This is a genomic window from Streptomyces sp. NBC_01689 (assembly GCF_036250675.1).
Classification (GTDB): Bacteria; Actinomycetota; Actinomycetes; order Streptomycetales; family Streptomycetaceae; genus Streptomyces.
This window is the reverse complement of record NZ_CP109592.1, coordinates 8,775,931-8,787,380: the sequence shown is the minus strand read 5'-3', so window position 1 is coordinate 8,787,380 and position 11,450 is coordinate 8,775,931. Positions and strand designations below refer to the sequence as shown.

Genomic DNA, 11,450 nt, shown 5'->3' with positions numbered 1-11,450 from the left:
ACATGTGACCCATGTCGCAGCGCCTCCGGCCCGCCGTGCGCGGAACCGGAGGCGACGCGGTGTCAGATCGTGCGGTGGGAGAGCGAGGAGAGCAGGGTGCGCAGCTCCTCGAGGGGACGCGGGGCCGACGCCGCGCCGGCCAGGAGGGCGTCCGCCGCGGCGAGATGACGGCGTGCCTCCCGCAGGGCCGCCTCCCGGCCACCGGCCTGTGCGACGAGGGCCGCCGCCCGGCGCAGGCCGGTGTCGTCGAGGACGCCCGGACGGGCGAGGAGTTCGGCGAGCGCATACCGGCCCGGTGCGGCGAGCGCGGCGAGCACCGGCAGGGTCTTCTTGCCCTGCCGCAGATCGCCGTGGACCGGTTTGCCGGTGACGGCCGGATCACCCCAGATGCCCAGGAGGTCGTCGGCGATCTGGAAGGCCACGCCGAGATGCCGTCCGGCGCGGTCGAGTGCGGCGGCCGTCTCCTCCGGCGCTCCGGCGAGTCGGGCTCCCAGGGCCAGCGCGCACCCGAGCAGGGCGCCGGTCTTGTGCTCGGCCATCACCTCGTACTCCGCCACCGCCACCGCCTCGGGCCCGGTCCAGGGACGCCGGGCGAACAGCAGGTCGTCCGCCTGGCCCCGGACCAGATCGCGCAGGGCGGTGGTCAACTGCCGTACGGCGGCGCCCGATCCCGGAGTCGAGGGCACCGCCGTGAGGGTGTCCACGGCCAGCGCGAACAGCGCGTCGCCGGCGAGGACGGCGGGACCGGTGCCGTACGCCTTCCACACCGCCGGACGGCCGCGGCGCAGCGCGTCACCGTCCATGATGTCGTCGTGCACCAGGGAGAAGACGTGCACGAGTTCCACCGCGACGGCTCCCGGCACGCCCGCCTCCGCGGAGCCGCCGGCCACCTCAGCGCCGAGCACGGCGAGTGTCTGCCGGAGGCCCTTGCCCTGGTGGCGGGACGCGGGGGCGCCGCCCACCTCGCAGCGGCCGAGCGCGTAGCCGGCCATCTCGCCCACCCAGGGGTGCAGTCCGTCGACCGCCTCGGCGAGGGCCGGGGCGACCAGTTCCCGGCAGCGGGCCATGATCTCCGGGGCGGTGGAGGACGACCGCAGGGCCGTGGAGGGCGTCATCGGGCGGCCGCCTCGTCGTCACCATCCGCGTCCCCCGACGGGCCGGGCGCGCAGCCGAGTTCGGTCCGTGCCCGCTCGACCATCTCCCGGGCGTGCCGCAACCCGATGCGCTCCAGCATCCCGGCCAGTTCGGTGAGTTCGGCTTCGGTCTCGGCACGGTCCCGTCCGAGGCGGGCCAGCGACTTGACCAGTCCGAGCCGGGCGAGGGACCGGCCGCGCGGCTCGCTCATCTCCTCGAACTCCGCCAGCGCCCGCGCGTAGACGTCCCGGGCCTCCTCGTGACGCCCCGCCCGGTAGAGCACGTTGCCGCGCATCTTGTGGTTGTAGGCGAGGGCGCCGGACAGGTTCATCGCCCGGCAGGAGACCTCGGCCTCGGTCAGCAGTTCCAGCGCACGTTCCGGGTCGTGGTCGCGTACGGAGACGATGTCCGCGAGTCCGCGCAGGGCCCAGGCGTGGCCGCGCCTGTCCTCGGCGTCGGCGGCGATCCCGGCGGCCTCCTCGAACAGCGCGTACGCGGTGTCGAGGTCGCCGGTGTTGCGGTGTATCTGGGCGATGCCCTCCAGTGCCCACACGGTGTGCCGGGCCTCGCCGCGTGCCCTCGCCTCGGCCAGCAGCTGTTCGTGCAGGGTGGTCACGGCGGCGTAGTCGCCCTGGATGCGGCCCGTCTCGGCGAGTCCCGCCAGGGAATATCCGCGCACGACCACGTCCCCGGCGTGCCCGCCGAGTTCCGCGGCCAGCCTCAGCAGCCGCCACGCCAGCGGGAAGGCGCCGCGCTGGCGCGCCAGGGTGCCGCCGCTCCACAGCGCCCAGGCCATGGCGCCGGAGTCCCCGGCGTCGCGGGCGGTGCGGTAGCTCGCCTTCCATGCCCGGTCGGCGTCCGCGACCTGTCCGAGCCGGCGGTGCGCCTCGGCGACCGCGAGACCCGAGCGGGCCGCTTCGCCGCGGGCGCCGTCCCGCTCGGCCGCCCGCAGCCGCTCGGTTCCGGCGGCGAGGACGTCGGTCAGTGAGGAGTTCACGGACAGGGTGGTCAGAGCGCCCTGGTACTCGGGGGCGAAGGCCTTGCCGTACATGGATGCCTTTCGGTCTGCCGCCGGAGGGCCGTACCTGCCCGGCCGCCCGGCGGGACGGAGTGTGGGGGGTCGGCGGCGCGCGAGGCCTCGGTTGCGCTCTCACATATACACATCATGTATACACAGAGCGTATAGTGACCCGGATTCTCACCCTCGAATCCCCGGACCACCGCGGTCGGCACGCCGCCCACCCGTCGTCGATCAAGACGGCGCCGACACCGGGGAGGTTGCTCGCCACCCCGGAGAAGCGCGAACCGGCGGCGATTCGGGCGGAGTTGACCCCGTTCCCGGAGGGTGAAGGTCGCGCGCGGCACGCCCGCACACTCCGCACGGCGGCCGAACCGGGGCCCGGACGGCCCTCCGGACCGTCAGAATGGAACGCACATTCGATTAGGGAGTACGCTGGACGCATGTCCACGCACCTCCAGGGCTCGCTCTTCGACCAGACCGACGAGCTCCGCCTCGCCCCCCTGAACGCGGCGCGCCGGACCGCACTGGGCGCCGGGGCCTGGATCGATCTGCTCCCCGGATGGCTCGGCGGGGCCGACGCGCTCTTCGAGCGACTCGTCTCCGAGGTGCCGTGGCGCGCGGAGCGGAGACAGATGTACGAGCACATGGTCGACGTACCGCGACTGCTCTCGTACTACGGCGCGGGCGACCCCCTGCCCCACCCGGTGCTCGACGAGGCACGGGACGCGCTGTCGGCCCACTACGCCGAGGAGCTCGGCGAACCGTTCACCACCGCCGGGCTGTGCTACTACCGGGACGGCCGGGACAGTGTGGCCTGGCACGGGGACCGCATCGGACGCGGCGCGCGCGAGGACACCATGGTCGCGATCCTCTCCGTGGGCGCTCCCCGGGACCTGCTGCTGCGCCCGCGCCGCGGCGGCGAGACCGTGCGCCGCCCGCTCGGCCACGGCGACCTCATCGTCATGGGCGGCTCCTGCCAGCGGACCTGGGAGCACGCCGTACCGAAGACGGCGCGCGCGGCCGGACCACGGATCAGCGTCCAGTTCCGGCCGCAGGGGGTGAACTGATACCGCGCGCCGGCCCCGGCGACGGACCCCCTCCCGGCCCGAGGCGGCCGGTCCTACGGCGTCAGCAGCGCCTGCACCGTCGGGCCGTACCGCTCGACGATGTCCTCGACCGCCGTGGCGCGGAGCCGGGAACCGCGTGCGATGCCGTACATGACTCCGAGCCCGAGCAGGGTGCCGACGGCGAGTTCGGCGCGCAGGCCGGCGTCGGGACCTGCGAGGCGTCCGGCGAGCCGATCGCTGACCTGGGTGCGGAAGTTGGCGCGGAGGGTGTCGCCCTGTTCTCCGTGGAGCGGGGCGAAGACGATCCGCAGGACGGGGTCGGCGCCCCGCTCGGTCTGGCCGAGCAGCAGATGGCGGACCATGTGCGGGCCGAGCTCCGCCAGGGGCGCGTCCAGCAGGGCGGCGGCGTCCGTCTCGAAGGACATCACGCGGGCGAAGAGCGCGTCCTTGTTCCCGAAGTACTTGAGGATCAGCGGCGCGCTCACACCGGCCCGGTCGGCCACCGCCTTGAGGGTGATGTCCGTGTGCGCGTGACGCGCCATGAGGTGACGGGCCGCGCGCAGGATCGCCGCCTTCGTGGCCTCGGCGTCACGGCGCTGGACGGCGCCCGGGGCCGCCTCCGGCGCCCCGGGGGGCGGGACGGACACGGTGCTCACGCTCCTTCCAGTGCTCCGTCCCGGGACGCCTCGGTGGTGCCCGAGGCCCGCCGGGCACCGCGGGACGGGGGGTCGGCGGGGATGGCGAGGGAGGCGGCGCAGGCCACCAGGGCGACCGTACCGGCCAGGGCGAAGGCCAGCAGATAGCCGTGCAGGGTCGGGATCGGCGCGCCGCCGATCAGGGTCGTGTGGTGGACCAGGATCGCGGCCACCGCGGCGCTGCTCACGGCCTGGCCGATGGTGCGCATGAGTACGTTGACGCCGTTGGCCGAGGCGGTCTGCCCGGCGGGCACGGCCCGCAGGATCAGGGTCGGCAGCGCGGAGTAGGCGAAGGTGGTGCCCGTCGCGCAGACCGCGGAGCCCAGCACGACCACCCACAGGTCACGGCTGTCGAGAATGCGGATGCCGTAGCCGAAGGCGATGATCACGGTTCCTATCGCCAGCGTCACCCGGGCGCCCCGGGCCGCCGAGACGCGCGCCGACACCGGGGAGAGCAGCAGCATGGTCACCCCGCCGGGGAGCAGGCAGACGCCGGTCGCGACGATGGACAGGCCGAGTCCGTACCCGGTCGCCTTGGGCGCCTGCACCAGCTGCGCGGTCACCAGGGAGTTGGCGTAGAACGCGAACCCGGTGAGCAGCGCGGCGACGTGCGGCAGGGCGACACGGGGGCTGGTGGCCAGCTTCAGGTCGACCAGGGGCCGTTCGGCACGCAGCTGCTGTACCCACCACAGGCCGAGGACGAGGACGCTGCCGGCGAACAGACCGAGGACCGTGGGGCTGGTCCAGCCCCACTGGCCGCCCTGGGACACGCCCATCAGCAGGCAGGTGAGCCCGACGGCCAGACCCAGCGCGCCGACGCTGTCGAAGCGGCCCGGTTCACGGACGGGCGACTCGCGCACCGCCCACCAGGCCAGCCCGGTGCCCAGGGCCCCGATGACGGTCGTCCCCCAGAACATCACGTGCCAGTTGGCGTACTGGACCACCATGGCGGCGAGCGGCAGCCCGAGGGCCGCGCCGATCCCGACCGTGGAACTCATCAGCGCCACCGCGGAGCCCGTGCGCTCCGGGGGCAGTTCGTCCCTCAGGAGGCTGATCGACAGCGGTACGACGGCGGCCGCCGCGCCCTGCAGGGCGCGCGCCACGATGAGCACCCGGATGTCCGACGTGAGAGCGCACATCAGCGACCCGGCCGTCATCATCCCGAGGGCGAGTAGCAGCACGCGCTTCTTGCCGTACATGTCGCCCGCTCGTCCCAGGACGGGGTTCAGGACGGCTCCGGTCAGCAGGGTCGCCGTCACCATCCAGGACACCGCGCCGGCCGACGCGCCCGTCAGCCGGGGCAGGTCGGGCAGGAGCGGTACCACCACCACCTGCATGACGGCCATGAGGCTCCCGCCGAGGGCGAGGACCGGCACGGTCAGCCGGTCACGCAGTGCCGCCATGAACACTCCAGAGGTAGACGCGCGAAAAAGCAGGTGAATAGGAATTCACCATAATGGGTGAATCACTATTCACTCAACGCGCACCCTTCTCCCGGCGGGCGGCTACCGGCGCGCGCGGGCCTGCACCGTGCGCGCAACGCGCGGCCCCAGCCAGCGTTTGAAACGGCGCAGCGCCTCCAGCCGTCCGGCCGCACGGTCGATCCGGTAGTACAGCTGGGGCGGGACGTACGGGAGCAGCGGCGAGTGCCGCTGGCCGAGCAGGGCGAACATCTGCGCCGCCGGAAGGCGGACGTACCGCGGCAGGTTCTCGTACCACTGGGCGCTGTGCCGGGCGGCGCTCTGCACCGACAGGAGCGCGGACCTGCGCTCCTGTTCGTACCGGGTCAGGGCGGCGGGCAGGTCCCCGCGCTCGCCGAGCGCCGCGGCCAGGGCGATGGCGTCCTCCAGCGCGAGCGTGGTGCCGGCGCCGATCGAGTAGTGCGTGGTGTGGGCGGCGTCGCCGAGCAGGACGAGGTTGCCGCGGTGCCAGGTGCGGTTGGTGAGCGTGCGGAAGTTCAGCCACTGGGCACCGCCGTCGGCGTGCTCCCGGCCGATCAGGCCGTGGCCGTCGAGGAGGTCGGCGAAGATCTTCTCCAGCAGGGCGAGACCGTCGGCCTCGCCGGTCCGGTCGAGACCGAGGCCGGTCCACGTCTCCGGCGAGCACTCGACGACACAGGTGCTGCGGTCCTCGCCGAACCGGTAGGCGTAGCACCAGATCCAGCCGTGCTCCGTCTCGACGAAGCCGAAGGTGAAGGAGTCGAAGACCTTGGTGGTGCCGAGCCAGGCGTAGATGTTGCGGCCGAGGATGATGTCACTGCCGAAGTGGTCGGCGTGGGCCGCGCGCAGCGCGCTGTTGACTCCGTCGCAGGCCACGACGAGATCGGCCTCGGGCAGCCGGTCGGGGCTGATCTCCTGTTCGTACGCGATGCGCACCCCCAGGGCCCGCGCGCGTTCCGCGAGGAGGTCCAGCAGCCGTCGGCGGCCGATGCCGAAGCCCTCGTCGCCGTGGTGCACCGTCGTCTCGCCGCCGATGTGGGCGACCCCGTCGCTCCAGCGGACCGAGTTCGCGCGGACGGCGCGGGCGGACTCCGGGTCACCCTCGTGGAGTTTGTCGAGCAGGGCCGACCAGTACGTCACCCCCCAGCCGTAGGTCGATCCGGCCGGGTTGCGTTCGTGGACGGTGATGTCGTGGGACGGGTCCTGGCGCTTCATCAGGATCGAGAAGTAGAGGCCGGCCGGTCCGCCGCCGACGCACGCGATCTTCACGCGTACTCCCATGGGTCACACAGAGCTGTCGATTGGACACGAAGGGTAGCAGGGGCGGTCCGGGGGCCGGTTCACCCTTCGCGCCACCTTGAGGGCGTGAGCCACGCCACCCGGCTCCCGCCGCGCCCGGAAGATCGCCGAGGGCGCGCGGGCCGACCGGAGGAATTCCGGTTTCCGGTGGACCGGGGCGGCGCGCACAACAAGATCATCTTCGTTCAACCTTGGACGACATCTCATCAATTGTCCGGATCACAGCCAACCGGCTTCCGGCGATTTCTCCCCGTCTCCCGGGAGCGGATAGGCATGTCGGGTCGTCAACAGCACTGATCCCAGGAGGAATCCGCATGCCGGAACTGACTCGTCGCCGTGCGCTCGGCGCCGCGGCGGCCCTCGCCGCCGTGGCCGGCGGCCAGGCACTCACCACCACCGCGTCCGCCTCGGCGGCGATGCCGGCGGCCGGGCACCACGACGGACCGGAGCCCTTCGACGAGGTCTACCGGGGCCGCCGGATCGAGGGCCGGCCCGGGGCCCGCGGCCACCATCACGGCGGCGGCTACGGCGTGTTCGTCGACGGGGTGGAACTGCACGTGATGCAGAACGCGGACGGCAGCTGGATCAGCGTCGTCAGCCACTACGACCCGGTGGCCACCCCGCGCGCCGCCGCCCGCGCCGCGGTCGTGGAACTGCAGGGGGCACCTCTCGTCCCGCTCGGCTGACCGTATCCGAGGACAGCGACACCACCAGCACGTCAGCACAGCACAGCACACCGGGGAGTCCCGCACATGACCGTACGCAAGAACCAGGCGAACCTCTCCGCCGACGAGAAGCGGCGTTTCGTCGACGCGCTCCTCCAGCTCAAGCGCAGTGGCCGCTACGACGCCTTCGTCACCACGCACAACGCCTTCATCCTCGGCGACACCGACAACGGCGAACGGACGGGCCATCGTTCGCCGTCGTTCCTGCCCTGGCACCGCAGGTTCCTGCTGGAGTTCGAACGGGCCCTGCAGTCCGTGGACGCCTCGGTCGCCCTGCCGTACTGGGACTGGAGCACCGACCGCTCGCCCCGCTCCGCCCTGTGGGCCCCGGACTTCCTCGGCGGCACCGGCCGCAGTCTGGACGGCCGGGTGACGGACGGCCCCTTCGCGGCGGCCACGGGCGACTGGACGATCAACGTGCGCGTCGACAGCCGTACGTACCTGAGACGTTCGCTCGGCACCGGTGTCCGGGAGCTGCCGACCCGTGCGGAGGTGGAATCGGTGCTCGGGATGGCCACGTACGACATGGCGCCGTGGAACAGCGCCTCGGACGGCTTCCGCAACCATCTCGAAGGCTGGCGCGGGGTCAACCTCCACAATCGTGTGCACGTCTGGGTCGGCGGCCAGATGGCTACCGGCGTCTCCCCCAACGACCCCGTGTTCTGGCTCCACCACGCCTACATAGACAAGCTCTGGGCGGAGTGGCAGCGCCGCCACCCCGGCTCCCGCTACCTGCCGCGGTCCGGCACGCCCGACGTCGTGGACCTGGGCGAGACGATGAAACCGTGGAACGACGTGCGCCCCTCGGACCTCCTGGACCACACCGCGTTCTACACGTTCGACGTCGCCTGAACCGAGGGACCGCCCGGCCGCGGCACTCCCCTGCCGACGCCGGGCACGGTGCGGTGGCCCCGCCTATTCCGGGGCCACCGCGTCGCCCGCGTCACGTCTGCGGGCGTCTCGGCGTTACTGAGCGTCGCTGGTCTCGGACGCGCGGCACTCGGGATGTCCCCAGCTCTGGCCGTTCTTGGCGATGGACTCGCCCGCCGCGTACGAGCGGCCACAGAGGCAGCGGCCGGGGAACTTGGCCTTGATCGTCCGCGCCGGCGCGCCCTGCCGTGCGGCGGGTGCGCCCTGGCGCGGCGTCCTGGCCGGGGCACGGCGCCGGGCGGCGCCCGCGGGCGGGGTGTCGGGGGACGCGGGGGGTTCCGGGGAGCCCAGGTCACTGCCCGCCGGCTGCTGGACGACGGCCGCCTGGCTCGCGGCCCGGTCGGCGAAGTCGTTCAGCCGGTCACCGTCGACCTGGTGGGCGGGGACGTAGCGGAACTCCACGCTGCGGCCGTCGAGGAGCTCGTCGATGCGCGCGACGAGCTCCTGGTTGGCGACCGGCTTGCCGGACGCCGTCTTCCATCCCTTGCGCTTCCAGCCGGGCAGCCAGGTCGTGACGGCCTTCATCGCGTACTGGGAGTCCATCCGGATCTCCAGTGGGACCTCCGGCGCCACCGCCGTCAACAGGCGCTCCAGCGCGGTGAGTTCGGCCACGTTGTTGGTAGCCCTGCCCAGCGGCCCGGCCTCCCAGCGGGTGGGCGTCTCCTCGCCGTCGGCGACGACCCACGCCCATCCGGCCGGTCCCGGGTTTCCCTTCGAAGCCCCGTCACAGGCGGCCACCACGCGTTCAAGCATGGCCCCGATCATGCCACGCCGCGGCGACCGCCCCCCGCACGGGTCGCTGCTCCCGCACCCGGATCCGCGGGCCGGTACCGAGCAGCCGCAGGCCCAGCAGGGTGGCCGTGTGCAGGACGTACTTGCCGTCGCGGTGGCTGGCCACCAGCCCACCGTCGCGCAGCACGCCGATCTGGTAGCTGGCGCTGGGCAGCGCGATCCCCACGGCCTCGGCCACCTCGGAGGTGGTGCGGGCGCTCTGCCCGGCGACCTCGGTCAGTACGGCCGCGCGGGTGCGGCCCAGCAGACGCCGGACTCCGCCGTCCGTGCCGTCCGCGACGGCGAGCGGTGTCTTCGCCACCGGGTAGACGAGCACGGGATCGAGTCCCGGGTCGGCGAGCGCGGTGGGCCTGCGCCAGCAGAAGAAGGAGGGGACGAGGAGCAGTCCGCGGCCCTCCAGATACAGGTCGCGCTCGACGGGGTAGTTCACTTCGAGCACCGGCGCGTTCCAGCGCGCCATCGGGCGCAGCCCTTCGAGCAGCGACTGGGTTCCGCCGTCGAGCAGGGCACGGGAGCGGACGCCGACATCGTTGCCCACCGCCGAGCGGATGTGCGGCCAGTGCGGTTCCAGCAGGGCCCGGAAGTAGACGCCGAGGGCGTTCGCGACCGACTTGAGCGCGTCGCCGCCCGGGCGGCCCAGCGAGGCGGTCCAGGCCGGGACGGGGCGCGACTCGGCCAACCGGGACATCTCACGGACGAGTTGGGCGCGCGGGGTGCGCAGCAGCTGGTCGAGGCCCTCGGACAGTCCGCCGCCGGTGACCGGAGGGGTGAGGAAGTCGGGGATGTAACCGGTGGACGGGATCAGGGTCCGTAAGGGGAGCAGTGCGCGGCCGAGGGTGGCGTCACCGGCGAACCGCTGGGAGACGGAGCGGCGCCAGTGTCCGAATTCGAGTGGTCCCTGGCCGGTCTCCAACCGGCAGACACTGCACATCAGTTCCCACAGGGGATCGGGTTGACGGGCGACTCGGATGTTCTGGAGGTCGTACGAGGTGAAGTGGATGCGGAGCATGCGGTCTCTTTCGCTCGCCATGCCTGTGGGGGGTTCGGCCGCTCGGACGTACCACAGCCACAAGAGGGGACGAATACCGCATGCGCATGGTTGCCCCGGGGCGGAGCGGGCGGGGCCGCTCCGGAGAGAACGCGTCATTCTCGACGCGGCGGTCCGCGCGCCCGCGGCGCGGGCCGTCCGCCGCGCGGCGCGGGCGTGGCGGACCGGGTCACTGGAGCCGCGGCGGAGCGAACGCACCGGCGGCCCGGGGCGTTCCGGAGGCGCCACGGGCCGCCGCACCGGCCGCCGACCTGCGGCGCGGGGTCCCGGACGGCGTGGACCGGCCGGCCCCGGGACGCAGCGGTCCTCGGAGCCGGCCGGCCGGGCCCGCGGCTGTCGATCAGCAGTAGAGGTTGGCGCCCGCGGAGGTGCCCAGGATCTGTACGAACCGCTGGTAGGCGTCCACACGGCTCTGCACCTGCGCGGGGTTCCTGCCGTCGCACTCCAGGGAGCCGTTGATGCTGCGGATGGTCTGGCCGAATCCGGCACTGTTGACCATCGCGTTGTGCGGCGTCATCGTGCCGGGGCCCGACTGCGTGTTCCAGTACCAGAGCCCCGTCTTCCAGGCGACGGAGGCGTCGGTCTGGACGAGGTTGGGATTGTTGAGGAGGTCGATGCCCAACGCGTCGCCCGCGGCCTTGTAGTTGAAGTTCCAGCTGAGCTGGATCGGGCCCCGCCCGTAGTAGGCCGACTGGCCCGCCGGGCAGCCGTAGGGCTGGCTCCAGTCGCAGTAGTGCGGGTAGTTGGCGGTGTTCTGCTCCACCACGTAGACCAGTCCGCCGGTCTCGTGGTTGACGTTGGCGAGGAAGGCCGCGGCCTCCTGCTTCTTGACCGTGTCGCTGCCCGTGTTGGCGAAGCCCGGGTAGGAACTCAGCGCGGCCTTGAGGCCGTTGTAGGTGTAGAAGGAGTTCCGGTTCGGGAACATCTGGTTGAACTGCGCCTCGCTCACGACGAAGCCGGACGGGTTGGTGGAGCCGCCGTCACACGCGTAGGGCTCCCAGTACCAGGTGCTGATGACCGGGTCGTAACCCGGGTTGTCGTGCTCGGCGATGTAGGCCTTGCCGTCGGTGTAGCGGACGATGTTGCCGGTGACGTACGACCTGCCCGGCACCCAGTTCGGGTAGCTCGAACAGGAGGCGGCGGAGGCACCTGCGGCCGGCAGCAGTACGGGTGCGGATGTTCCGACCACGATCGCGGCCAGGAGTGCGGAGAGGCGGCGCTTCGACACAGGATCAGTTCCTTTGCGGTGCCAGGCCGCACCGGAGGCAAGGTCGGAGCCTTGTGCGCACGCGCCGAAGAA

At 72.6% G+C, this 11,450-nt stretch carries 11 protein-coding genes; 3 read left to right on the top strand and 8 right to left on the bottom strand.

Annotated elements, in window-relative coordinates:
* Window positions 1–62: 62 nt before the first annotated feature.
* Together OG776_RS37740 and OG776_RS37735 are read right to left on the bottom strand one after the other, a co-directional pair.
* The gene (locus OG776_RS37740; protein WP_329323332.1) at window positions 63–1,115 is read right to left on the bottom strand and encodes a polyprenyl synthetase family protein; all 1,053 of its coding nucleotides are present in this window, start codon (window positions 1,113–1,115) and stop codon (window positions 63–65) included.
* A complete protein-coding gene (locus OG776_RS37735) occupies window positions 1,112–2,185 on the bottom strand; it encodes a tetratricopeptide repeat protein (RefSeq protein ID WP_329323331.1) in 1,074 nt (357 codons plus the stop codon). Before OG776_RS37735 ends, OG776_RS37740 begins: the two co-directional genes overlap by 4 nt.
* Before the next feature lie 410 nt (window positions 2,186–2,595).
* On the opposite strand from OG776_RS37735, the gene OG776_RS37730 reads away from it, so the two are divergent.
* Window positions 2,596–3,222: an alpha-ketoglutarate-dependent dioxygenase AlkB gene (locus tag OG776_RS37730; RefSeq protein ID WP_148011907.1), complete on the top strand. Its 627-nt coding sequence runs from the start codon at window positions 2,596–2,598 to the stop codon at window positions 3,220–3,222.
* Between the two features lie 53 nt (window positions 3,223–3,275).
* On the opposite strand, the gene OG776_RS37725 is transcribed toward OG776_RS37730, so the two are convergent.
* The 3 genes from OG776_RS37725 to OG776_RS37715 all read right to left on the bottom strand — a co-directional run bounded on the left by OG776_RS37725 (window position 3,276) and on the right by OG776_RS37715 (window position 6,625).
* A complete protein-coding gene (locus tag OG776_RS37725) occupies window positions 3,276–3,878 on the bottom strand; it encodes a TetR/AcrR family transcriptional regulator (RefSeq protein ID WP_148011906.1) in 603 nt (200 codons plus the stop codon).
* Window positions 3,875–5,320: an MFS transporter gene (locus tag OG776_RS37720; RefSeq protein ID WP_329323330.1), complete on the bottom strand. Its 1,446-nt coding sequence runs from the start codon at window positions 5,318–5,320 to the stop codon at window positions 3,875–3,877. The genes OG776_RS37725 and OG776_RS37720 overlap by 4 nt, the downstream gene beginning before the upstream one ends.
* A gap of 102 nt (window positions 5,321–5,422) precedes the next feature.
* A complete protein-coding gene (locus OG776_RS37715; protein WP_187285836.1) occupies window positions 5,423–6,625 on the bottom strand; it encodes an FAD-dependent monooxygenase in 1,203 nt (400 codons plus the stop codon).
* 344 nt (window positions 6,626–6,969) lie between these two features.
* On the opposite strand from OG776_RS37715, the gene melC1 reads away from it, so the two are divergent.
* A complete protein-coding gene (gene melC1, locus OG776_RS37710; RefSeq protein ID WP_148011903.1) occupies window positions 6,970–7,341 on the top strand; it encodes an apotyrosinase chaperone MelC1 in 372 nt (123 codons plus the stop codon).
* Between the two features lie 66 nt (window positions 7,342–7,407).
* The gene (gene melC2 / locus OG776_RS37705; RefSeq protein WP_148011902.1) at window positions 7,408–8,232 is read left to right on the top strand and encodes a tyrosinase MelC2; all 825 of its coding nucleotides are present in this window, start codon (window positions 7,408–7,410) and stop codon (window positions 8,230–8,232) included.
* Window positions 8,233–8,346: 114 nt separating this feature from the next.
* On the opposite strand, the gene OG776_RS37700 is transcribed toward melC2, so the two are convergent.
* The 3 genes from OG776_RS37700 to OG776_RS37690 form a co-directional block, all read right to left on the bottom strand.
* Entirely contained in the window at window positions 8,347–9,075 is a 729-nt protein-coding gene (locus tag OG776_RS37700) for a ribonuclease H family protein (RefSeq protein WP_329323327.1), read from the bottom strand.
* Entirely contained in the window at window positions 9,056–10,111 is a 1,056-nt protein-coding gene (locus tag OG776_RS37695; protein ID WP_148008404.1) for an ArsR/SmtB family transcription factor, read from the bottom strand. The genes OG776_RS37700 and OG776_RS37695 overlap by 20 nt, the downstream gene beginning before the upstream one ends.
* Window positions 10,112–10,490: 379 nt before the next feature.
* Window positions 10,491–11,378, bottom strand: a complete 888-nt coding sequence (locus OG776_RS37690) for a glycoside hydrolase family 19 protein (RefSeq protein WP_329323326.1) — start codon at window positions 11,376–11,378, stop codon at window positions 10,491–10,493.
* Window positions 11,379–11,450 lie beyond the last annotated feature (72 nt).